The sequence below is a fragment of the Methanosarcina sp. WWM596 genome (assembly GCF_000969965.1).
Lineage (GTDB): Archaea > Halobacteriota > Methanosarcinia > Methanosarcinales > Methanosarcinaceae > Methanosarcina.
In genome coordinates this window covers 3,468,812-3,492,804 of the sequence record NZ_CP009503.1, presented here as the reverse complement: position 1 = coordinate 3,492,804, position 23,993 = coordinate 3,468,812, and the positions used below count along the sequence as shown (strand labels likewise).

The following is a 23,993-nucleotide window of genomic DNA, read 5'->3' as shown; positions in this document are numbered from 1 at the left end:
TATTACAAAGTAATAACAATTAAACAGGAAGTTAACAAAATATGGTGTATCAATTAGTTTATATAGATTAAGAAGATATGCTTTTTGCAAGGGAGCTACGTTTTTAAGATAATAAATATTTTATCTCCTGCAGGATAAGAATTGGGAGCAAAATAGGTGATTCCTTGACAAAGGTCGCACTGATAACAGGTATAACAGGCCAGGATGGAACATACATTTCAAAACTTTTATTAGATAAGGGGTATGTAGTACATGGAATAAAAAGAGAATCTTCTACCAGAACAGAGGATAAGGACAAAGAGCAGAAAAACACAAATCTTCATTTTCACTTCTGTGACATGACCGATTATTCAAAACTTTTGAGAATAATTAACGATATTGGTCCGGATGAGATCTATAATCTGGCGGCTCAAAGCAATGTACATACCTCTTTTGACAGACCGGAATATACAGCAGAAATTAATGCACTTGGCCCCCTGCGCCTCCTTGAAGCCATACGAACTCTTGGGCTGGAGAAAAAAACAAGGTTTTTTCAAGCTTCCACCGGGGATTTATTCGGAAACTCACTGGAAATTCCGCAAAATGAAAATACTCCCTTTCACCCCCGAAACCCTTATGCAGTGTCCAAATTGTATGCTTATTGGATTGCCATAAACTATCGTGAAGCTTATGATATGTTTGTCTGCAATGGGATCCTTTTTAATCATGAGTCCCCAATAAGATCCGAAAGTTTTGTTACGAGAAAAATCACCAGGGCTGCAGTTAGAATAAAAAAAGGCTTTCAAGAGAAACTGTATCTTGGAAATCTGGATGCAAAAAGAGACTGGGGTTTTGCAGGAGACTATGTTGAAGCTATGTGGCTTATGTTACAACAGGATAAACCGGATGATTATGTAATTGCAACAGGTGAAACCCGTTCGGTACAGGAAATGGTTGAATTTGCATTCAGAGAGGTTGGGCTTGAGATCGAATGGGAAGGAGAAGGGCTTGAAAAAAAAGGAAGAAATGCTGCAACAGGTGAGATCCTGATCGAGGTGGACCCCCAGTTTTACAGGCCTCTAGAGTCAAGCTTATTAATTGGAAACCCTTCAAAAGCCAGAGAAAAACTTGGATGGATGCCAAAGGTAAATTTTGAAGAACTGGTTAGAATGATGGTCAAAAACGACCTGGAATATATAAAATGTTAAAAACTATTTGAAATTGCGTGGTGAAAATGTCTAAGGTCGCATTACTTACAGGTGTAACAGGGCAGGATGGAGCATACCTTGCCGAACTCCTGTTAAATAAAGGATATACAGTGCACGGAATGCACAGAAGATCGTCTCTGAGTAATACAGGACGTATAGATCATCTCCTGCAAGATCCACATCAAAAGGAATCCAAATTTTTTTTGCATTACGGAGACCTGACTGATTCCGCAAACGTTATCAGACTTATTAAGGACATAGAGCCTGATGAAATTTACAACCTTGGCGCCCAAAGTCATGTTCAGGTTTCTTTTGAGGTCCCGGAATACACTGCAAATTCGGATGGAATTGGAGCCCTTCGTATTCTAGAAGCAATAAGAATTCTCGGGCTTGAAGACAAATCCAGGTTTTATCAGGCATCAACCAGTGAATTATTCGGGAAAGTGCGTGAAGTTCCCCAGAAAGAAACAACTCCCTTCTACCCCCGAAGTCCCTATTCAATAGCTAAACTATATGCTTACTGGATTGCCATAAACTATCGTGAAGCTTATGATATGTTTACCTGCAACGGTATCCTGTTTAATCACGAATCTCCTTTGAGAGGAGAAAATTTCGTTACCAGGAAGATTACAATAGCGGTGTCAAAGATAAAAAAAGGCCTTCAGGATAAACTCTACCTTGGAAATCTCAATGCCAAACGTGACTGGGGATTCGCAGGGGATTATGTGGAAGCCATGTGGCTCATGTTACAGCAGGATAAACCCGACGATTATGTTGTAGCAACAGGGGAAACGCACTCCGTCAGAGAATTTACAGAACTTGCATTCAGAGAAGCAGGTATTGACATAGGATGGGAAGGAGAGGGAGTTAACGAGATCGGCAGGGATGCTAACAGCGGAAAAGTACTCGTAGAAGTTGATCCGATGTTTTACAGACCTACTGAAGTGGACCTGTTGATAGGAGACCCTTCAAAAGCCAGAGAAAAACTTGGCTGGAAAACAAAGGTCAGTTTTGAAGAACTGGTAAAAATGATGGTAAAAAGCGATATGAGATAAATACCTCTGGAGAGGGGTGGAAACCCATTTCATTAAAAAGCCTGATTTTTATAAAATAGAAGCTAAAATAGAAACTAAAACAAAAAACTAATTAAAAAAATGTGAGTGATATGGAGAAGTCAGAAAAAATCAATCAAAACAAAAACGCACGAAATGGATTTTCAAAAAATATCTTCGTGCTTGGAGCTGCGCTCTTAGCTGGCTTCATCATGCGCATTCTCACCTATGCTTCACTCACTGCAAACGGGAGCATAACCTTCACGGGATATGATGAGTTTTATCATATGCGACGCATTCTATATACGGCTTCCAGCTTTCCCCATTCCCTTAACTTTGATAGCTATCTTAACTATCCTTATGGTTTTGAGATTGGGTGGCCGCCATTCTTTGACCTGTTAGGCGCCCTGCTTGCAATAATTCTGGGAGGAGGACAGCCTGACACGCATACTGTCGAATTTGCAGGGGCTCTTTTGCCTGTACTGCTCGGAGTCCTGACAATAATTCCGATTTATGTGATAGCGGCTTCAATCTTTGACAGAAAAACAGGGTTTTTTGGAGCTTTCATTTTTGCGCTTCTGCCTGCCCATGTATACATATCCCGTTTTGGGGCAGTCGACCATCACGTAGCTGAAGTGCTCCTCTCAACGACAGCCTATGCACTTTTCATACTTTCCTTGAAGCTGGCAGGGGAGAGAAAACTTTCGTTAAGTTCACTCAAAAACATTTCCTCAGATCAGAAACTCATAAATCCTCTGGGGCTTGCAGCGGCTTCAGGGCTCTTTTTTTCGCTCCTTATCTATACATGGATAGGAGCTCCTGCCCTTATTGGTTTTGTTGCTCTTTATGCACTGGTTCAGGCAACACTCGACCTTAAAGCAGGAAAAAGATCAGATTACCTCTTCATCTGCTCGGCTGCAGCTCTGATTACAACGCTTTTGTTTACAATTCCCCTCTCAGCAGGAGCTGTCCGTCAGGGGTTTGAGATGAGTGCAATGTATCTCTCCTGGTTCCAGGTGGTCTATGTAATGATCCTGCTCGCCGGAATATTCCTTTTATGGGGCTTTTCAGCATATATCTCAAAGAAAGGAATGGACTGGAAGTACTATCCTGGCATTTTAATACTCGTTTTCGGCTCAGGGCTTCTTTTCCTCCGGGTATTTTCCTTCGAATACTACACTTTCATTATTGAAGGCCTGAGGTTCTTTTCGGGAGCAGGTGAATACATAAGCACAATTTCCGAAGCAGTGCCCCTGTTTCTGACCTCACAGGGAAAACTTACCTTCTCATCGGTACTGGGAAGCTTCGGGCTTTCTTTCCTGGCAGCGCTGGCAGGGTTTTTCCTGTTAAGCCTTGAGTTGAAAGGCGAAAAGTCAAAGCCAGAAGGGGTATTTTTCCTTTTATGGACACTATTTTATGCATATCTTGCCCTTTCTCAGAGACGTTTTGCCTACCTTTTTGCAGTAAATATCTCAATCCTTACCGCATATATCCTCTGGGTTTTGTTAGAGTCTCTTGATTTCAGAAAAGAAGTAGATAAGCTGGTAAAATCCAAAAAGAAAACAGAAAAGAATTTGGAATCGGCCTTTCAAACAGGAAAAAAGACAGCATCAAAAACGAAATCAAAACCCAAAAACAGACATGCAGCAGAATCAAAGAGTACGGCTACCGAACCTGACTATTTCAAACTTGTTTCAGGGGTGGCACTGATAGGGCTTGTCTTTGTGCCCTCCATATGGTTAGGTGCTGCTTCTGCAAAGGATGCAGCCTCAATTAACTCAGAATGGCAGGACTCCCTCAAATGGCTTGAAGCCTCAACCCCTACAACGTCCTATTATCTTGAGCCTTCAGAAACCCCTGAGTACGGGGTTCTTAGCTGGTGGGACTACGGAAACTGGATTGTATATTTAGGAAAAAGACCTGCAGTCTCCAATAACTTCCAGACAGGTGTAGAAGACTCTGCACGCTTCTTCATAACGGATTCTGAAGAAGAAGCAAAAACAATAATTGAAAAGCTCAATGTAAAATACGTAATAACCGACACACTGATGGCAGAAGGTAAGTTTAATGCTATTACCGAGATAGCAGGAAAAAATATAGGGGACTATTACGACGTCAAAACTACGAAAGAAAATACAGGTCTCAAAACCATTGCAACTCCCAAACAGGCTCTTCTGCAGACTCAGATATATAAGCTTCATAAACTTGACGGAACAGCCCTGGAAAATTTCAGGCTAATCCACGAAAGCACCATAAATTCCACGGAAAACGAGAGTAGGAATAAAAATACTGTAAAGGTCTTCGAATATGTCAAGGGAGCCAAGTTTTCAGGTACTGTAAGTCCTAATGAGACAGTGATGGCAACACTTGAGCTCAGTTCAAATACAGGCAGGAAATTTATCTATCAGAAAGGTGACGTGGCAGATGAAAAAGGTTTATTTGAGATAACCGTACCCTATTCAACCGAAAATACAGGAAAAGGGGTTCATGCAACATCTGCTTATTCATTGACTGCAGGAGATAAATCAACTATTGCAGAAATCCAGGTAACTGAGAGCGACATTTTAAACGGAAATAGAATAGAGTCATTCCCCTGACTGAAGCAGAAAATGTATGACAAGGAGTAGAAGTGAAAAAATCAGGGAATAAAAAAATTAAAGAATAAAAAAGAAATCTGAATAAATGGAGGAAGAGAAAAAAAAATCCCTCCTTCTTTTCGTTCTTATTTTCATTTTCATTTTCATTTTCATATTCATTTTTATTTTCTCTTAGAAAGTTTGATGATGGCGTTTCTACTGAAAACACTACCTTTTTCCCGAGGACTTATTCTCCTGTACTTAGGACTTATTCTCCTGTACTTTCAACTCCAACGGCACTAAGAAATCTCTTGACGACTGCTTCGTTAACGAGCCTTAAGAGTGTCTGCCTATCTTTTGTGGAACTGAAAACTCCGAGGGGGATCTGGGCACCTGCTGCATTTGCATGCCCCCCGGCATCTTCTCCAAAGGCCTGGCGCATAATCTCTCCCAGGTTGACCCTTATATCGTTGCTGCGCCCCGAGATAAAGATGCGTTCCTCAGTGACCCCAAAGACAACAGTTGTGGAGATTCCTTCAAGGCTCAGGAGGTAATCTGCAGCCTGAGGAAGAGTATCCCTATCGCGGATGTTCCCTACATTTGAGAGAAGGTAACTCCCGAGTACCTGACGGTTTCTGATGGCTTCCCCGAGCACCTCAAGAGTCTCAATAGCCATCGAAGGCTGCTCTAGCTGGTCCAGTATCCCATGATTCGAAAGTGGATAGAGGTAAGAAGCAGCTGAGAGATCTGCAGGGTCAGTTTTCCGCTTGAAGTCCTGCGTGTCAGTCCTGATTCCATAAAGTAAAGCCGTTGCGAGAGTCTTCGATATATTGATATTTAGCTGCTGCAGGTACTTTGTCATGATAGTAGCTGTTGCTCCGAAGTTAGGCCGGATGTCTATGTAATCAGCTTTTATCTCGGTTTCTCCGGGTGGGTGGTGATCTATCACGATGCCTACATATGAGTTAAGGGGAACCATATTATTAACACCGGGGATTGAGCAGTCTATCAGAGCAATTTCATCAAAGTTCTTCAAGTCATGCTCTTCCATCTTGCCAAGGTCAATCCCGAGAAGGTTTACAAAAGCCTTGTTTTCCTGATGTCCGATCCTTCCGTGGTAGAGGATATTTGCCTCAACCCCAAGGCTTTTTGCAATTTCCTTTAAAGCAAGCCCACTGGATATCGCATCCGGGTCAGGGTTGTCGTGGATTACGATAGCAAGTTTTTTCTCCCTGATCCCTTTCAGCCATCTGGCAAGCCTGTTGCCCCTGTGGACTGACTCCGCTCTCTCAAGGGAACGGGAAAGGGAGCTGGCAACAAGCTTGGAGGGCATAAAAACGTGATCGGAACCCAGCCCTTCCATCTTTTCTTTATTGATGATATCCGAGGCGCGGGAAAATATCTGGATATCCGGGTTTACTACTTTTTTAAAGTTTTCAATTCCTTTCCTGTTAGCCTCATTATTGGAACTCAGGAAGAGTATTGCAACGACATTTTTAAGGTCAATACTATTAACGAGCTCGGGGTCAGAGATATCTCCAAGAATGGTTTCAAAGCCTTCTTCTCTGAGAGTCTCAACCTTGGCTTCGTCGTTATCTACAATGATTACAAGCTTATTGCTTTCCCTGAGCTCTTTTGCAAGCGCAAAACCAATACTACCGCTACCCAGAATAAGGTACCTGGGTTTAACTGTGCTCTTAAGGCTGCTATCCACATCTTTTGAAGAATTAGCCAAAAGTTATCCTCCTGCTCTCATGTAAGTCCAGACACGTGCAAAGGAAAGCAAACATTTAATCAAATTTCTGCCTGCTTACAATTTTTTACTTTTCACTCTATTTTTATCTCAATAAAGGAATAATGTAAAAACATTACATTGTTAGACATAAGAATATTTAAGGTTATTTCAATACCGAATCCGAGTTATAAAATCATTTTAATTTGTAGATTCTTTTTCGTTTTTACAATTTAAGTGCTGAATATTAACCTGTAATTCTCAAATCTGCTAACTTAAATTACCAACTCTTACTATACATTTGTCACTATTTATGAAGTTACTTATTACGGAGTTAACATTTCAGGCTACAAACTGACCTTAACAAACTGACCTTCTATTCCTGTATAAACCTGTTTCTTACGGTATAGCCCGGGTTCTTATGGCTTTAATCTGAATTCTGCCGATATACATGTTATATTGGAATGTAGCGTATATAGTTAATGACACAGGATAAATTTTCCTCAGTATTAAATAACTTCAATGAAACAATTAATAAAAAACCTGCAGGCAATCAGCATGAAATATATCAGTTCTTTACGGATGAAGGCGATTGATACCAACTGTTCATATATGGGAATGTTCCCGCTTCAGTTAATGGAAAATGCGGGCGCAGCTATTGCACAGAATATAAAGGAAAAGCTTGGGAGCGGAAAGGTACTATTTGTGGCAGGAAGGGGCAATAACGGAGGCGATGCTTTTGTTGCTGCCAGGCACCTTGCAGGCATTCCCGGATATAGTGTAAGGGTGATTCTGCTTGGAAAAGCCCGGGATATAGGGACTGAAGAAGCGTTTCACAATTTCTCCCTGTTGAGGTTCAGCGGGGTGCAGACACTTGAAATCCGGGATTCAAGCCAGCTTGCAACCTCGAGATGGTTTTCGGAAGCCGACATGCTGGTGGATGCCATCTTCGGCACAGGAGTAAAGGGAAACATAAAGAAGCCGGAGTCAACTGCAATTGACCTTATAAATGACAAAGGAAAAGCTGGAAAAATTATAATTGCCGTAGATATCCCTTCCGGGCTTGACCCTGACGGGGGTGGCTTTGAAAAAGCCGTATATGCAGACCTTACAGTAACCTTTCACCGTATGAAAGCCGGGCTACTGGGGGAGCAGGCAAAAGAGCATACAGGCACTATAAAGGTTGCAGAAATCGGAGTCTGCGCGGATGCTGAACAATATGTGGGCCCCGGTGACCTGCAGATGCTTCAGAAGAGGAAGTCTGAAGCGCATAAAGGAAATGCAGGAAGGGTCCTTATCATAGGAGGTGGCCCTTACTCCGGGGCTCCGGCGCTTGCAGCCCTTGCAGCCCTCCGGGCAGGGGCAGACCTGGTAACAGCAGCAGTACCTGAATCTGTAGCCGGGATTGTAGCTTCTTACTCTCCGGATCTCATTGTTCGGAAACTTTCCTCAAACGTACTCTGCCCCGAAGACCTGTCCATCCTCCCTGACCTCATCAATTCCCATGATGTGGTTGTAATGGGGATGGGGCTTGGGAGAACAGCAGAGACCCTTGAAGCTGTCAGAAAGATCCTGCCCTTCTGCAGGAAAGCAGTCCTTGATGCCGACGCCCTTTCCGCCCTTTCAGGCCCTATATTTAAAACCCTTACAGGGAATTGTGAAATAATAGTGACTCCACATACAGGAGAATTTACCCGCCTGAGAAATATGGAAACCCCCGAGGCATTTGAAGCCCGTGAAAGAGCTGTAAGGGAATTTTCAGAGAAAAAGGGAGTGGTAACGCTCCTGAAGGGAAAGATAGACATTATTTCTGACGGGAAGCAGACCCTTCTGAACAGGACAGGAAACCCGGGCATGACTGTAGGAGGCACCGGAGATGTCCTGGCAGGCTTGACAGGATCTATTTTTTCCAGAAACCCTGCGTTTCTTGCCGCAGCCTGTGCAGCTTACATTAACGGGGCAGCCGGCGACCTGGCGTTCGAGAAAGCGGGAAATGCACTGCTTGCAACTGACGTGATTAAGAAGATCCCTGAAATAATCAAAGAGGCAGAAATAGGATGAAAGAGTTATAGCTATAAAAACAGCTCTAAAAAGATAAAATGACGCAGAAACAATATTCAGATGGAACGATAATCAAGCAATATTAAACAATATTCAAATAATAACCGCTCATTAATCAGATAATATCCAGAAAATTCAAGCAATATCTGAGAATCTGGACTATCTGAGAATCCGGACTATCTGAGAATCTGGACTATTACAATGGAAATCCTGTATTATAAATAATATGAAACTGTATGTCGGGAAGGGGGGTAACAGAGTATGACACATGATTTTGAGAGAAAAATAGATGTAGAAATCGAAAGGACAAGAATAAGGCTTACGATTTTTCACGGGGAAGATGAAGAGATTATGAAGTTTAACCTTGAAGAAGCCGAGGAACTTGCAGGAAAACTGGAACAGGCAATACAGGATTACTCACAGCGAAAACAAATCCGGATTGACTGAACAGAAAATTAAGAAACTTAAGAACCTGGGAATTGAAGGTAAAAAATTACAAAAAAATTAAAAATTAATGAAATTCCAGATAAATACGAAAAACGCGGTGATTTAGTGGAAAAGTCATTTACTCATATTGAAGCCGGCAGGGCGCGAATGGTCGATATTAGCGAAAAAAAGCCTGTTCCCAGGCTAGCAAGAGCTGCAGGAGAAATTGTACTTTCCGCAGGAACCCTGGAGAAAATAAGGACAGGGACCGTTGAGAAAGGAAATGTATTTGCAACTGCAAGGGTTGCATCCGTACTTGCTGTAAAGAAGACTCCCGAGACAATCCCCATGTGCCACCAGATCCCGATAACAGGGATAGATGTGGATTTTGAGGTAGGGGAAGATGCGGTTTCTGCAATTGTGGAGGTTCGGACTGTCGGAAAAACGGGGGTTGAAATGGAAGCCCTGACAGGAGTTTCGGTTGCGCTGCTTACTATCTGGGATATGGTGAAATCTGCCGAAAAGGATGAGAGCGGAAATTACCCACATACATTGATACGAAATATCAGGGTGCTTGAAAAGCTCAAAGGGTAAAGGTTCGAAGATGTAAACACCGGAAAAAGAAGGGGCAATTTAAAATAAGCTTTTTAAAGGATGGGATATATCAAGACGGCAAACTGAGGTATGTATCTTGAAGATCATAGGTGGACCAGCATCACAGTTACTTGCCAGCCGCACGGCAAGGGCTCTAGAGACAGAGCCTGTACTCTGCGAGTTTAATTGTTTCCCTGACGGGGAACATTACCTTAGAATCGCAGACGAAATCGAAAACGAAAAAGTGACCCTTATCCAGAGCACGCCCACGGATTCCGATCTTGTAGCTCTACTTCAGCTTATTGATGCCTGTGAAGGGGCAGCTGAAATCAATGTTGTGATCCCCTACATGGGTTATGCCAGGCAGGACAAGAAATTCAAACCAGGTGAACCCATAAGTTCCCGCGCTATTGCCCGCTGCATTAACACTGACCGGGTTTTTACAGTAAACATTCATGAAAAAAGTGTACTTGAATACTTCCCCTGCCCCGCCAGAAATCTTGATGCGGCAAACCTCCTGGGCACATACATCGCAGGCTCTGGCCTCGAAAATCCCATGTTGATTGCCCCAGACGAGGGAGCTCAGGGGCTTGTGAAGAATGTGTCTTCAGGGCATGATTTTGATCATGACCACCTTCAGAAAACAAGGCTCAGCGGGGATACCGTTGTGATCAAGACAAAAACCCTTGATGTAACCGGGAGGCACGTTGTCCTTGTAGACGACATGATTGCAACTGGGGGAACAATGGCTGAGTCAATCCGGATGCTCAAAGCCCAGGGAGCAGTTGATGTCCACCTTGCCTGTGTGCACCCTGTCCTTACAAGAAATGCAACTCTAAGACTGTTCAATGCAGGAGTAAAAGATATTATCGCAACCGATACCCTCGAAAAGGCTGAAAGCAGGCTGAGTGTTGCCCCTCTTATTGCAGAAACCCTTTCAGGGATTTAATTTTGATTCAAAGACCTTTTGAAGACCTTTATATCCCGTGCCCGTTTGAGCAATTGAACTATGGATAACAGTATCAATAAAAATATTATTATTGGTTTCAGTCCCCTATCCAGGTTATTGATTCCAAACTGCGTCATTTGAGCGCCATATAATAGAAAGTATATATTGTTGTACCTTTGCATCCCTCATTCACGATACCCTGGACATACCTGCTGATAATAATATTACTTTCTTTTTATTCTATTGAATAAATGTAAAACGCAAACTATTAAAAAAACGAGAATTACAAACTATTAAAAAAACGAGAATTACAATATACATTACAGGTATCCCAGTTTAATATGTTCAATAGTTCCGAATAACCCCAGTTCGTTACTCCATTAACAATTCCCTCGTGGAAAAAATACTGGTACGATGCAAACAGCCAGAGAATCAAGAAACAGAACTCCGACGAGGAATTCACTTATTACATAAACAAGTTCTACGAAATAGACAACGGCACATCCACCAGCTACTTCTTCCGCGACGACGAACGCGTAGCCAAACAAACATCAGAAGAGCTGTATATTCAGTTATAAAAATCGACCTGCTTTGTAGAATATAGGTTTTCATCAAGCGTAGTAAAAGTAACAGATTATGAAGTACGAACCTTGAGCCATTTCAGAGTTTTAATCATTTACTCTAATTTTATAACCGTTAACTATTTTTTATGTTCTGCGCATTCTTAGTATTATGACCCTTCCAGAAGTTTGTCCGCTTGATGAAACCCAGACATGTAAAGGGCTGGAATGCCATCTATATTGCCTGGAATGGAGAACAAGAGAACCAACCTGCCTTATAGGCTACAATGCAACAAGTAAAGTCAGGTCCGGCATGGATGACCGTAAGAAAGATACCTATGCTGAAGACACATTCCGTAAGTTAGGGAGACAGCCCCTGTCCAGAATGAAAAACTCCTCGAAAAAAGGAGATTGGGCTCCTACCAGGTCAGTAGAAATCCCTCCTGAAAGACCTGTTGAGAGAAGGGAAGAAAAACCTTCTCAGAATTCGGAAAAAAACACCCAGAAATATTTCTTTGGATGCCGCGAAGCACCCGTGACTGCAAAAATGGAAAAATGTCATGAAGAAAGTTATGAAGAAAGTTATGAAGAAAGTTATGAAGAAAGTTATGAAGAAAGTCTTGACAAAGATCCCGAGAAAAGGCTGCAAAGAAGACGGGCTTCCAACGAGGCTGAAAAAGCTTCCCTTAGACTGGAGTCCAGGCTGAAAAAAGATTCTGTAGAAAAAGTAAAAGAAAACCCGATTATATATGCAAAGGCACGTCCAAAGGCTCCGGAAAAACCAAAAACCCAGGAGGAAGTAATCTCCAGAGATAGACATACAACAATCTTTGTAGCCTGTGATGAAGCAGAAAAGAAAAATATATATCCTTCCAGCAGGGAAGAAAAACCAGGAAAAGAAACTGAAAAAAGGAATAAACGCAAAAAACTTGATGAAGTGATGGAAATAGATCTTCCCAATAATTGCGAAGATGAGTTCTGGAGTTAAAAACACCTCTGTTGAGGAAAGAGATAACATTGACTAACTCAAAATTAACTTATAAGAGTAGAATTATAGGGTAACTCCAGCTAAACATTTCCAAGCAGGTCTGCAGAACCTGTCTGATGGATATCCTCCCGGAATTGCGGCTTGATTCCGGGTTTAATCCCTTCTGAAATTTTTCGTTTATGTTATTTGATTTTAATTTCTATGCTAAAAGCAAGTCATGTTATTCGATTTTATTTTCTATGTTAAAAACAAAAACAGGAATATGATGATTGAGGATGGACCGCCAGACATACCAGAAGATATACAGTTCACTGAATAACTTTGGAGACGTTTTTCGCCTTTCAGAGGAATATTCCAGACCTGCAGGCATGCTTGCTACCATTCTTAATCAGAAAATAGTGAAAATGACAAGGTTCAAGCACAGGAGAATCTATTCCAGAGAAAAGGAACTCTTTTCGAGGTGGAAGAAGGGGAGGTCTATTCTTGAACTCGCAGAGTATACGTATTTTCCTCCGACCCTCATGGCTTCCCTGATTCTCAAGAACTGTGACCTGTCCCGAAAAAGCATAAACTGGCTCTTCAAGCATCTCGACTGTATTGAAAACCGCCGCTTGAGAAAAGAGATTGGGAAAGCCCTTGATGCAGACTATTTCTTTTCTCCCCGCGCCCATGAGATGCAGTGCAAAAAAGGTGAAATGGGAGAGGGAATAATCCAAAGATGGCTTGACGACAGAAATATTTCTTACTGCACCGAAGCTGAAATCAGAGCTCATGGAGACGGCAAGACCCCTGATTTTGTCCTTTCGGACCCTATCTGCATAGAGGACCATATGGTCAGGTGGATTGAAAGCAAAGCCCTCTTTGGGGATGAATTAGAGCATAAACATTACGCAAAGAAACAGTTCGGGGAATATGCCAATATTTTCGGAGAAGGCATGGTTGTCTACTGGTATGGTTATCTAGAAGACCTACCATCCGAAGGCGAAGGTTACCTTGTAAAGGACCACAGCTTTTTTGAGGAATACAAAGAGCAGACTGACGAACTGTTCAACTACCTTGTATACTGGTAATGAAGGACCTTTCAAAGCCTGGTAATTGAGGACATGTTGGTAAGGGGATCTTTTTCTACTTGGAAGACGTGGTCTGCCGAATCGATCAAGGAATCGTCGTGGGAGACCACTATGATCTGGCCGACTCCGATGCTGCGCATCATGTCTATGAGTTTCAAAAGCTGCTGGATGTGCCCGCGATCAAGAAAAACAGTGGGTTCATCAAGGATCATAGGGGGAAGCCCTTCTGCCTGGTCTCCGGCAAAACCAAGAGCAAGGAGCCTGTAAATGGCACAGCGCAGGACAAGGTTGAAGATTGCACGCTCGCCTCCACTGAGGAGTTTGGGCTCGAGAGGAGTGCCGTCTTTTCTGTAGACGGTCAGATTGTACTCGGGGTCGAGCTCAATATGGGAGTAAGCATTGTTTGTGTACATGAAACTAAACATCTCATTTAAGAGGACGGAAAGGGCACCTATGTTCCTTGCCCGCATATCGGCCCGGACGCGCAGATAGGTGTTTTCAAGCTCTTCGGCATTGCTGTATACGGCTTCAAGGTACAGCCGCCTGTTTTCAAGAGCCTTCAGTTCTTCTTTGAGTTCCCTGAGGCGTTTTAAGCTGTTTTCAGTCATGCCGATTTCTTTAAGAAGGACATCTTTCTCGGCAGTTACTTCCCGGATTTTTTCTATAATATTTACCTGCGCCTGTTCAAACTGAGCGCGCTTCTCCTGGAGTTCTTCAAGCCTGTTTCCTTCCAGTTTTTCTTTCAGCTGCCTTATCCTCTCACTGCGTTCAAGGATCTCACGGTCAAAGAACCCCACCTTTTCTGCCAGGTTCCTTATGGCAGTCTCAAGCTCGGAGATTTTATGTTTGAGATTTTCCATGCGGAGCAGGTTGGCCTGGAGCTTTTTTGCCTGCCCGAGAAGCTTTTCACATTCTGCATGGGCTCGTTTTGCTTCGTCTTCCTTTTTCCGCATAGCTTCAAGGGCAAGTTCAAGAGCTTTGAGTTTTTCTTTTGAGATAGCTTCCTTTCCTGCAAATGCCTTCAATTTTTCACTGAGCTCTCCAAGCCTCTGCCCGTAATTTTCAATCAGGGCAAGAGATGTACGGATTTTTCCGTTAAGGGCTTCAATTTCAGAGGCGTTTTCGGCAAGCTTTCTTTCAAAAGCTTTTGCCTCGCGAAGAGCAATTTCACCTTCAATGTGTGCTTTTTGAGCTTTCTCTTCCTGATCCTTCAGAGCTTTAATTTCAGGAAGGAGCTGGCTCATTATGGCTTCAAGTTCCTGTTTTCGCTTAGCAAGGCTCTCGAGCTTGAGGGAATCTTCCTCTGTCCGAGCCCTGTGTGTCTCTATCAGTTTCTCGGAGGCTTTTGCTTTCGCCAGGAGTTTTTCAATCTCAATATCATAATCCGAGATTCGTTTTACTAGCTTCTTTGCGTCCTTGAGCCGGGTGAGTTTTTTCTCAAGTTCCACATTCTGGAGTTTTATGTCCGCAAGTTCCGAGGCAAAAGTCTCTTTTTTCAGCTCGCATTCTTCGGCTGTGCATGCAATTTCTGACCCTTTGAGTTCCTGCCCGCAGGTAGGGCACTTCCCCTCGGCAAGCAGTTCCCGGTTTTTACGGAGGCTCTTTTCAAGTTCCCTTAGAGTAGCCTCAAGCTCTTTTTCCCGCCCATGCAACCTGTTTTTGTTTTCCAGCAAAAGCTCGCTGAAATCCTCCAGGTTTTCTAGCTGGTCCTCGGCAAAACCTAGTTCTTTGAACCCCTCAAAAACTTCGGACTTCTGCTCCTGGACTTCCAGTACTGCTTTTGAGTTGTCCCTGAGTTCCTTTTCAAGAGCCTCGATTTCCGCATTTCCTTTCCCAAGCGCAGCCCTGGAGTTTTGCAGTTCCTTTTCAAGCTCGGCAAGATTCAGGTCCCCGGTCTCTTTTTCCTTGAGGGCAAGCCCAAGCTTTGTCGAAACTTCATTTCTCCGGTCCCTGAGAAGGCTTTCTTTTTCTTCAAGCTCCTTAATCACCTGAACGATTTCATCAGCAGCCCCGGAGCCTTCTTTAAAGCCTGCTTTTTCTCTAAGCCTTTTGTTTTCCTGTTCGAACTTCCTTATATTTATTCTGTGCCCTTCAATTTCCTTATTTGCAGCCCCGATACTCGCCCTGCATTCAATCAAGGTGCGTTCAGCCTCAGCTTTCTCATTTTCAAGCTCATGTAATGCCTGTATGCCGGTTTCTTCTTCTTTCTGGAGAAGAGCAAGTTCTTTTGATACGGCATTTACCTTTTCCCTGGCAAAAGACTCCTCTTTTTCCTTGCCCAGAAGCAGAGATTCAATTTCAAGGTCTCCAAAACCATATTCTTCTCTCAAACCGGCATTTTCTTCCCCGAGTTCGAGCAAAATACGCCTTTGCTCCCGCACTTCCCCGGAAAATGTTTCCTTTTCCTTAAAACAGCCAGCCTTATCCTCCTGAGACTTACGGATAGCCTGTTTCAAAGCCTCAATTTCCTGCAGGCGTTCCCTGTAGTCTGCAATCTTGATATCGAGTTCTCCTTTACGGGCAGCTGCAAATTCTTTTTTGTCATTAAGCTCGTTTAAGACAACGTCAGTTTCTTTCACTTTTTGCCTGAGCCTGTTGAGAGCTGCAACGGGTTCGGTGCTTTCAAGCCCTTCGATTTCGGCTTTCACACCCAAAAAGCTGTTTTTTGCATCCCTCTCAAGCCTTCTGACTGCCGTTTTCGCATAGCCTGCCCTTTCGCGGTACTCCTCAAGCTTTCCGAGCTGCAGCAGGTCGTCAATCATGCGCTGCCTGTCCTTTGGCTTTGCATTGATAAGCACGTCAATTTCCCCCTGCCGGATGTAAGCACAATTCCTGTATGCCTCTTCATCCATATTCAGGAGGGAACAGACCTCTTCATAGGTGCGGGTCGCCTGGTCGACAATATTTTCCCCGTCAGCATAGAGCACGCACTTTGAGCTTGAAGCATTTTCAGTTTTCGAAGAGTACCTGAAAGCCTGCTCAATAAGATATTCCCGCCCGAGATGTTCAAAGCCAAGGTTGATTTTTGCATTCTCAGCTCCTTTGAAGATTATGTCCGCAAGCACAAAGTCCTTTGAAAGGATCTTGCTCCCGAAAAGCCCCATGAAGCAGGCTTCGAGCAGGCTTGATTTCCCGCTCCCGTTTACCCCGGAAATAACTGTCACTCCGTCTTCGAAGGTGAAGTCCAGCTTTTTGTAGCTCCGGATATTTTCTATGTACAGATTTTTCAGCTTCACAGGTAATCACCAAGGTTATACTGTTTGGGCACAGCAGTCTTTTCTTTTCCTTTTCTATGGCTTTGTTTTACCGATTTTCCGGATTTAGCCGACATCTGAACTGGTTTTTCATCCTCAGGTTTTTCGGTTTTGCCCTCTCCATCTTTTTCTGAACTGGTTTTTCCCCCAGATTCGGAAAGCTTCCCAGCCTCTTTTTCTTCGGCTTCGGTTTTATTTCCGGCATCTATCCCGAGCTCAGCTCTTTCTCCACCTTCTCCAGGGATTTCTGCAGGAGATTCTATCGAAGCCCCTGAAGTTTTCTGAGAAGTTTCATAGGGGGAGGATTCTTCAGCCGAAGAATTAGCAGCATTTTTGGGCATTTCAATCTCTACAGATGCCCCTACAGATTCAGTATTTTCACATATTACGGGGGCATGAAGAGGTTCAGGACTTTCCTCAAGAGATTCACATGCCTTATTAAGAGGTTCAGGATCCTCATCAGGGCCTTTAAAACTATTATTGAGAGATTCAGAGCTTTCAATTCTTGCAAAAGCCCTCAGAATTTTAGATCTTTTGGCAGTTTCCGCCGCAAATTCAGCCCCTCCGGCGGACTCTAAGTTTTTAACCTGTCCATCTGCGCCTGCTGGTTTGAATTCTTCAGGTTCTTCAATCATGGCAGAGCTAACAGGGCTAACAGGAATCTCTATCCTGAAATCCGGGTCTTTGAAATCCAGTGCTTCAATCAAACCCGAAAGCCGGCTCTCGGTCTCTTCGTCCACTCTTGACCTTGGCACACCCGGATTCCGGATAATCTCATCGACTATCAGCCCACCGTCGTTTAAGCTCAGCCTGCGTATTTCTTCGGCAACCGCATGGTCAGGGTCAGAAAATGTGACTTTCACAACCTCTTCGATAAGAGCTTCTTTTATCCTGAGGTCTTTGACCCTTGCCACCAGCGCTCCTTTGCTCAACAGGTATTCTTCAATCTCACTGAAGGAAAGGACTGGACCTGGGTCTCCTGAGATATCCAGGAACACAACCGAGTCCGGAAGCTCTTCGAGGTGCTCATTAATGGCAGAAAATATCTGTTCATAAGGCTTTTCTTCCCCATCAAGTTTTGCCGGAATAAACAGAAAATTTCGGGTAGGGATGCTACGCTTACTGATTTCCAGCCCTTCCCCGGAAAGAGTGATAATATTGTAAGAACGGGGCTCACTTTCAGATGCACTATTGCGTTCGGTACTGCCCGGGTATGTAGCCCAGGTATCGGTCTTCCCGACCTTTATTTTTTCGTACTTGTGGTAGTCCCCGAGGAGAATTGCATCAACCTTAAAGGGAAGGTTTTCAAGCGTCTCAGCACAGTCCCAGTCCGCATACGGGAAAGGCTGCACGGTCTGGTGCATTACAAGAAGGTTCCTGCAGTTTTCCGGCAGGGATTCCGGAACTTCAAACCCTGAATAATCGTAAAGAGAAATCTTTGACTTCGGAACGCTGTCGATCCCGTATATTGCTGTATTTCCTACCAGTTGGGGTGTTTTCCCGAGCCTTACCGCGAGTCCCATTTCCTCAAAGAGGTCAAGCCACTGGGTATTTTGCTTGCTCTCGTGATTCCCGACAATCGCAAGAAACGGTATATTTGCAGCCTTCAACCGGAACAGGAGGTTCATAGTCTCAAGAAGGTCTTCAAGGGTCGGGTTCCTCGAATCAAAAAGGTCTCCAGCATGCACGACAGCATCAACCTGCATGTCAACCGCGTCCTGAATGACTACCTCAAAAGCTTTAAAAAAGTCCTGCCTCCGTACCTCGTTGTGGTACTGCCGGTATCCCAGGTGCGTGTCTGCTGTGTGGAGTATCCTTGTTTCCTGAACCATGAATATCAGTCTCTGATTTTAACGGTATAAGGGTTTGTATATTAGTATTTAACTCATTTCCAGAAATCCGTGGTTAAAAGCTCATGTTAATCTAGCGAAACCTGAAAATTATATTTAATCAATTCGACTAATGTATTGGAGTGGTTACTCTGTGATTAAAATTTGCTCTTTTTATAAAAAAATCACATATTAATATAAAAAAACATATATGTCATAAATAGAATAAACATTATAATTTGTCACATGCTTTACATAATACTGAAAATTAATGACAAATTTATTGCTTTTAATTGCAAAAATCAGGTTCAATAGATATAAAAATCAGAAACAGTCATGGTAATTAAAAGGTGGGGAAAGATGATTCTTAACCACAGGTACAAACCCGGAACCTATTATATTATGGTTTATATTATAACCTATGCTCTCTGGTTTCCAGCGGCATATTTAAGTTTTCATGATGATAGCGGACTGTATGAATTATTACTATTTCTTGGACTGATGGTGCCTTTTCTTACTGCACTATTTATGATTTTTATATCTAAAAATTCGGATTTAAAAAAGGATTTTATCAACCGATTTATTGATCTCAGGTTAATAAGGCCAAAAGTGCTATTGGCATTTATTTTACTAATGCCACTCACTGTTCTGGTATCTATCTTTCTTTCTCTTCCATTTGGTGGATCGACTTCTCAATTTCAATTTGCCGAAAGTTACTCTTTTTCATCAGGGTTAGTCCCTGCGTTTCTTACTCTTATCCTGGCTTCAATTTTTGAAGAGCTTGGATGGAGAGGATACGGCTTTGAAAGTCTGCAAAGCAGACACACTTTCTTTACGGCATCGATTGTTTTCAGTATACTCTGGTCGCTCTGGCACTTCCCGCTGATCTTTATCAATAACATGTATCAGTACGAGATTTTCCACGAAAACATCTTGTATGCGGTGAATTTTTTTGTCAGCATCATCCCTATGGGAGTGATTATCAGCTGGATTTACATAAAAAACGGAAAAAGTGTTCTGGCAGCGATTATCATTCATATTTCCATCAATTTCTTGCAGGAAGCTCTGCAAATGACCCAATTTTCAAAGTGCATTGAAACAGTGGTTATTACTGTCGTTGCTGTCATAATTATCATATTAGATAAAGAGATGGTTTTTTCAAAAGAACATCTTACTACTGGAGTTGACGAGTTACCGAGAATGAAAGGGTCATCGGAGTTAACTGAATGACAGATAACTCCCAAAATCTCTATTCCAAATTTCTTTTTATCTGGTTTGGACAATTCATTTCAATAATAGGTAGTGGCCTTACTATTTTTTCCTTAGGAATATATGTATATCAACAAACAGGCACAGCTTCAAGCTATGTCTTTATACTCATGTGTGCTTTTTTGCCACCATTTTTACTGAAACCCTATGGAGGTATACTGGCAGATCGCCATGATAGGCGTTTAATGATGATTTTAGGGGATTCAGGATCAACTCTTGGGCTTCTCTTCATATTTATTATGATGCTAAAAGGCAATATTGAACTCTGGCAAATTTATCTTGGGATTGCAATCAGTTCAACGTTTTCAGCTTTTCAGGACCCAGCCTATAAGGCCCTGATTACGGACCTCCTGCCTGAAAATCAATATGCTAAAGCAAGTGGATTAGTGCAATTAGCAAGTTCAGCTCAATATTTAATTTCTCCTTTTTTAGCCGGAATTATACTCACAATAATGGATATCAAATTTGTTTTTTTAATTGATGTTGCCACTTTTTTAATTGCCAGTTCCATTGTTATATGGATAAGAAATATCTCAGGCATAACACAAATTACGAAACCAGAACAGAACAACATGGCTGACCTTAAAGAAGGTATTCAGGAATTTTCGAAAAATAGAGGTGTGGTTAATTTGGTTATTACTACCATGTTCGTGCTCTTTTTTGTCGGATTGCTTCAATCTCTTATTATTCCGATGCTGCTAAATTTAACTACAGTAAAAGCAGCAGGAATCACTCAATCGATCTGTGCATCAGGTATACTGATCGGAAGCCTGTTTATCGGGGTATTTGGCAACAAAAACAAATATGTAAAAACTTTATCTATCTCACTATTCATTTCAGGCATATTTTTTGCCAATCTTGGATTCTCAACAAATATAGCTTATGTCACTTTAGCAGGATTTCTATTCTTTGCCACCCTGCCTTTTATTAATACCTCTATCGAAGTTTTAATCAGAAAGAATATCGACAACAGCAAGCAGGGACGTGTTTGGTCGATTATTTCAATGGTTACTTATCTCGGCTCCATCATAGCTTTTGCAGTCGCAGGTTTTTTAGCAGATAAAATATTCAATCCACTTTTAGAACCTGAGGGTTTATTGTCTGAAACAGCTGGTTCTATTATTGGAGTAGGAGAAAGCAGAGGAATTGCCTTAATGTTTATAATTTCCGGGTTAATGATTTCTATAATTGCTCTCTTGATCTGGAAAAATAAAAAGATAAAAGAATTAGAAAATATTGAAGGTCAGGGTAGTGAACTATCTCAAAACAAATATTATGTTGAAATGTAAATTTAGAATTGTCAGGGTAAATGAATATGAAATCCGGTAGGGTAAACCTATGAGTTGAATAAAAGTAAGGCTCTTCGTCATTCCCTGTGGATAATATGATTTTCACTTCCAGCCCGCGTTGGTTTTTATGAGAATATCCACACAAAACAACGAAGAGCCAAAAGTAATAAGCACGAAATCTCTAACGATTACATCAAAATATTACATCAAAATATTTGAGACAGAGCTGCTAATGTTTTATTTTGCTTCACAAATGCGTAAATCCTTAAAATAAACATGCATTGAAAAAACATAATGTTGAATATCGTCATTTAATGGTGTCAAAATGAGAATTGTAACCTGGAATTGTAATATGGCCTTCAGAAAGAAGTATGAGAAAATCCTTCCATACAATCCAGATTTACTGATTGTTCCGGAATGCGAACATCCGGACAAATTTACTGATGACTTTTATTCGAATGTTTTGTGGATCGGGGATAATAAAAACAAAGGCTTAGGAGTTTTCAGTTTCAACGACGTCGAAATTTCGTTACATGAGTCCTATTGTGAAGAATATAAATATGTTCTCCCGATTAAAATGACTAATCCGACAGCCACAAACCTTATCGCAATATGGTCACAGAATAATAAAGAAGATCCTAAAAGAAGGTATATAGGAGAGGTTTGGAATTCGTTGAATTATTATAAAGATATGCTCAAATCTCCAGTAATTATTGCAGGAGACTTCAACTGGAACGTAATCTGGGATAGAAAACCTAATTATCCTCTTTATGGAACACTCACCAATGTAATTTACTTTCTAAAACAACTTGAGATACATAGCGCATACCATCGATCTGCAAATGTAAGTTTTGGTCATGAGAAAGAACCAACTTTATTCTTCAGGAAAAATAGAACGATCCCTTATCATATTGATTATATATTTGCATCAACGGATTTCATAGATCAGATTAAGACTTTTTCTATTGGTAAATATGAGGATTGGATTTCGCTGAGTGATCACATGCCTTTAATGGTGGATTTCGAGTAATTCATTAGCTTTATCGAGTCGTCAACCTCAAAAAATCAAAGTTGCACTGGCGCACTCTGCTGCAATCAACAGAGTATGTTCACGCCACCGCTTCCAAATGAGTCAAATTATACTTACTCAGCTTTAAACCCTGGAATTAATTACCTTGAAATAAAAGTAGGACTTACGCACTTAAGTAACAAAATCAATCACATTAGACATTGTGTTTAAATGTATTATTTATTTGGACCCGCTCAGGATCCACCATTTATTATTCCATCTTCTCAATGTGTTTTAAGAATTTTTTCGCTGCTTCTTCTGTCCCCTCATATACATATCAAAACCGGAACACTTCGAACAGAAATGCAGGTGAACTGATACGCCTGATTCACTGTTGAAACATTTTACACAATATGGACATTGTGCCATATTTTGTATTTATGTTTTTTATCACCAATAATTTTATTATTAATTTTTATTTGATTTAAATCTAAAAAGAAGGTATAATTCACTCAATAGGCCTATATGAACATATAAACCTCAATTCAGAATAATGGCAGTATAAAAATATCAAATTCTCCCCTGTATTGTATTCGCCAAGTTTTACCCAGGATTTATCCAGGAATTATTTGCCGTCTAGAATAACATCTCCCGGGGGAATTGCTTTAAGACACTCTCCGAACCAAAAAGACTTTTATTCTCTAAACTCAAATAAAGCGTGAACTCAGACTTACACAGTTAAATCAAAAACAGCATGAAATTTCAAAAGGTCTCGATAAGAATTTCTGTGACAGACCCGACAACACTTTATTTTACTCCCAAAGTCCGTAAGTCTTGAGGATATAAACTACCGAATTTTATAATTAAGGGGTTATTAAAATGAGAAAAATGACAGAACAACATCTGATCAATGCATTTGGTGGGGAAAGCCAGGCACACATGAGGTATTTGCACTTTGCAAACCAGGCCGAAAAAGAGAATTACACAAACGTAGCCCGTTTATTCCGGGCAATTTCTCATGCCGAATACGTACATGCAGGCGACCATTACAAAGCATTGAAACACCTCAATGGGGGCTTTGTCGCAAACAGCATGGCTGCTTTTGGCCCAGGAGATACTCTGAAAAACCTTCAACTGGCAATCGACGGCGAGACATTTGAAATTGAGGAAATGTATCCCGTATACATAGAAGTAGCAAAATTCCAGGAAGAAAAAATCGCACAAAGAAGTTTCGAATGGTCGTATGCCACTGAGAAACTGCATAAACAGCTCTTTGAAAAAGCATTCGATGCGGTTAATGCAGGAAAAGATGTTGACCTTGGGCCTGTCCACATTTGCGAGGTCTGCGGATACACTCTCGAAGGAGAAGCCCCAGATAGATGTCCTGTATGCGGTGCGGTAAAAGAGAAGTTTACAGCTTTTAGATAATTTCCAAAAGGCGAGCTTATCCTATAACTCAAAACTTACTTTTTTGAATTTCGTATTTTTAGAATATATATAGGATAAGCCCAAAAATAAGTTTCCAGGCAGGATTTTCACCTGCGGAACAGGGCAAAAGCCAATGCAAAAACTGAAATCGCGCCGAGGAGTGTAAAGGCTGGCGTGGATGCGGATGTCGAGGAAGGTTCGGTTTCTGAAACTGGCTGGTTTTCAGAAGTGGGAATTTCGCCTTTGTAGTATTCGTTGGAAATATATGGATAAGCAATGGTGAATCCGCTGTTAACTAAAATTTTCCCCGTTTCAAAATCATTTATTTGATAAACAAAGTTAACTGGTATAGAACCGCCAGCCCAATTTTCAGTAGGAATTACTGTCCATTCAAATACCTCAGAGGAGTCTTTTTCCATAACTTTTGAACCATATTTATTCATTTCTTTCGTGAATCCATTCAAGATTACAAAATCTCCATCACCAATTTCACTTAACATTACCGAAACTTCGGATTTTTGGTAAACAGTGAGATTTATACCCACTTTAAATGGCTCCTCTATTTTTAAAGTAGGTTTTGCAATTTCAGAGCCAGGCAATAATCTGTCATTGTAATAAACCTGCATATCTCCATATGGGCTGCTTGCAGAAGATATGTTTGGAAATGTCACCAAACATATAAAGAATCCTAAAAATAGAGTTTTTATTTTCATTTTATCC

18 protein-coding genes are annotated in these 23,993 nt (G+C 41.6%); 13 read left to right on the top strand and 5 right to left on the bottom strand.

The window, feature by feature from the left end:
- Positions 1 to 164 precede the first annotated feature (164 nt).
- The 3 genes from gmd (MSWHS_RS15350) to MSWHS_RS15340 all read left to right on the top strand — a co-directional run bounded on the left by gmd (MSWHS_RS15350) (position 165) and on the right by MSWHS_RS15340 (position 4,836).
- Positions 165 to 1,187: a GDP-mannose 4,6-dehydratase gene (gene gmd / locus MSWHS_RS15350; RefSeq protein ID WP_048128799.1), complete on the top strand. Its 1,023-nt coding sequence runs from the start codon at positions 165 to 167 to the stop codon at positions 1,185 to 1,187.
- Between the two features lie 26 nt (positions 1,188 to 1,213).
- Positions 1,214 to 2,242, top strand: coding sequence for a GDP-mannose 4,6-dehydratase (gene gmd, locus MSWHS_RS15345; protein WP_048130488.1), 1,029 nt, complete (start codon positions 1,214 to 1,216; stop codon positions 2,240 to 2,242).
- A 110-nt stretch (positions 2,243 to 2,352) separates the two neighbouring features.
- Entirely contained in the window at positions 2,353 to 4,836 is a 2,484-nt protein-coding gene (locus MSWHS_RS15340) for an oligosaccharyl transferase, archaeosortase A system-associated (protein ID WP_082088409.1), read from the top strand.
- Between the two features lie 247 nt (positions 4,837 to 5,083).
- Here MSWHS_RS15340 and MSWHS_RS15335 read toward each other — a convergent pair whose 3' ends face one another.
- A complete protein-coding gene (locus tag MSWHS_RS15335) occupies positions 5,084 to 6,550 on the bottom strand; it encodes a DHH family phosphoesterase (RefSeq protein ID WP_048128801.1) in 1,467 nt (488 codons plus the stop codon).
- A 555-nt stretch (positions 6,551 to 7,105) separates the two neighbouring features.
- Between MSWHS_RS15335 and MSWHS_RS15330 the strand changes: the two genes are divergently transcribed.
- From MSWHS_RS15330 to MSWHS_RS15315, 4 genes are all read left to right on the top strand, one after another.
- Complete coding sequence (locus MSWHS_RS15330) at positions 7,106 to 8,608, top strand: bifunctional ADP-dependent NAD(P)H-hydrate dehydratase/NAD(P)H-hydrate epimerase (protein ID WP_048130491.1); 1,503 nt, start codon at positions 7,106 to 7,108, stop codon at positions 8,606 to 8,608.
- A 261-nt stretch (positions 8,609 to 8,869) separates the two neighbouring features.
- Positions 8,870 to 9,055, top strand: coding sequence for a hypothetical protein (locus MSWHS_RS15325; RefSeq protein ID WP_048128803.1), 186 nt, complete (start codon positions 8,870 to 8,872; stop codon positions 9,053 to 9,055).
- A 105-nt stretch (positions 9,056 to 9,160) separates the two neighbouring features.
- The gene (gene moaC / locus MSWHS_RS15320; RefSeq protein ID WP_048128805.1) at positions 9,161 to 9,628 is read left to right on the top strand and encodes a cyclic pyranopterin monophosphate synthase MoaC; all 468 of its coding nucleotides are present in this window, start codon (positions 9,161 to 9,163) and stop codon (positions 9,626 to 9,628) included.
- Positions 9,629 to 9,725: 97 nt separating this feature from the next.
- Entirely contained in the window at positions 9,726 to 10,577 is an 852-nt protein-coding gene (locus MSWHS_RS15315) for a ribose-phosphate diphosphokinase (RefSeq protein ID WP_048128811.1), read from the top strand.
- A 380-nt stretch (positions 10,578 to 10,957) separates the two neighbouring features.
- On the opposite strand, the gene MSWHS_RS20695 is transcribed toward MSWHS_RS15315, so the two are convergent.
- Positions 10,958 to 11,125 carry a hypothetical protein gene (locus tag MSWHS_RS20695; protein ID WP_156148169.1) on the bottom strand — a complete coding sequence of 56 codons (168 nt, stop codon included), beginning with the start codon at positions 11,123 to 11,125 and terminating at the stop codon, positions 10,958 to 10,960.
- 184 nt (positions 11,126 to 11,309) lie between these two features.
- Here MSWHS_RS20695 and MSWHS_RS15305 point away from each other — a divergent pair, with 184 nt between their 5' ends.
- The gene (locus MSWHS_RS15305; protein WP_048128820.1) at positions 11,310 to 12,125 is read left to right on the top strand and encodes a hypothetical protein; all 816 of its coding nucleotides are present in this window, start codon (positions 11,310 to 11,312) and stop codon (positions 12,123 to 12,125) included.
- 275 nt (positions 12,126 to 12,400) lie between these two features.
- Complete coding sequence (locus MSWHS_RS15300; protein WP_048130493.1) at positions 12,401 to 13,195, top strand: C15orf41 family protein; 795 nt, start codon at positions 12,401 to 12,403, stop codon at positions 13,193 to 13,195.
- An 11-nt stretch (positions 13,196 to 13,206) separates the two neighbouring features.
- Here MSWHS_RS15300 and MSWHS_RS15295 read toward each other — a convergent pair whose 3' ends face one another.
- Positions 13,207 to 16,431 carry a DNA double-strand break repair ATPase Rad50 gene (locus tag MSWHS_RS15295; RefSeq protein ID WP_048128821.1) on the bottom strand — a complete coding sequence of 1,075 codons (3,225 nt, stop codon included), beginning with the start codon at positions 16,429 to 16,431 and terminating at the stop codon, positions 13,207 to 13,209.
- A complete protein-coding gene (locus MSWHS_RS15290; RefSeq protein WP_048128823.1) occupies positions 16,428 to 18,281 on the bottom strand; it encodes an exonuclease SbcCD subunit D in 1,854 nt (617 codons plus the stop codon). The genes MSWHS_RS15295 and MSWHS_RS15290 overlap by 4 nt, the downstream gene beginning before the upstream one ends.
- Positions 18,282 to 18,638: 357 nt before the next feature.
- On the opposite strand from MSWHS_RS15290, the gene mmrce1 reads away from it, so the two are divergent.
- The 4 genes from mmrce1 (at position 18,639) to MSWHS_RS15270 (ending at position 23,273) form a co-directional block, all read left to right on the top strand.
- Positions 18,639 to 19,508: an MmRce1 family CPBP family CAAX prenyl protease gene (mmrce1, locus tag MSWHS_RS15285; RefSeq protein WP_048130495.1), complete on the top strand. Its 870-nt coding sequence runs from the start codon at positions 18,639 to 18,641 to the stop codon at positions 19,506 to 19,508.
- On the top strand, positions 19,505 to 20,836 hold the full coding sequence (locus MSWHS_RS15280) for an MFS transporter (RefSeq protein ID WP_048159365.1): 1,332 nt from the start codon (positions 19,505 to 19,507) through the stop codon (positions 20,834 to 20,836). Before mmrce1 ends, MSWHS_RS15280 begins: the two co-directional genes overlap by 4 nt.
- 325 nt (positions 20,837 to 21,161) lie before the next feature.
- Positions 21,162 to 21,866 (top strand): endonuclease/exonuclease/phosphatase family protein, encoded by a 705-nt coding sequence (locus tag MSWHS_RS15275; protein ID WP_048159364.1) that lies wholly within the window; start codon positions 21,162 to 21,164, stop codon positions 21,864 to 21,866.
- 858 nt (positions 21,867 to 22,724) lie between these two features.
- Positions 22,725 to 23,273: a rubrerythrin family protein gene (locus MSWHS_RS15270; protein ID WP_048159363.1), complete on the top strand. Its 549-nt coding sequence runs from the start codon at positions 22,725 to 22,727 to the stop codon at positions 23,271 to 23,273.
- Between the two features lie 107 nt (positions 23,274 to 23,380).
- Here the strand turns inward: MSWHS_RS15270 and MSWHS_RS15265 are convergent, their stop codons facing one another.
- Positions 23,381 to 23,986 carry a sarcinarray family MAST domain-containing protein gene (locus MSWHS_RS15265; protein ID WP_048159362.1) on the bottom strand — a complete coding sequence of 202 codons (606 nt, stop codon included), beginning with the start codon at positions 23,984 to 23,986 and terminating at the stop codon, positions 23,381 to 23,383.
- Positions 23,987 to 23,993 lie beyond the last annotated feature (7 nt).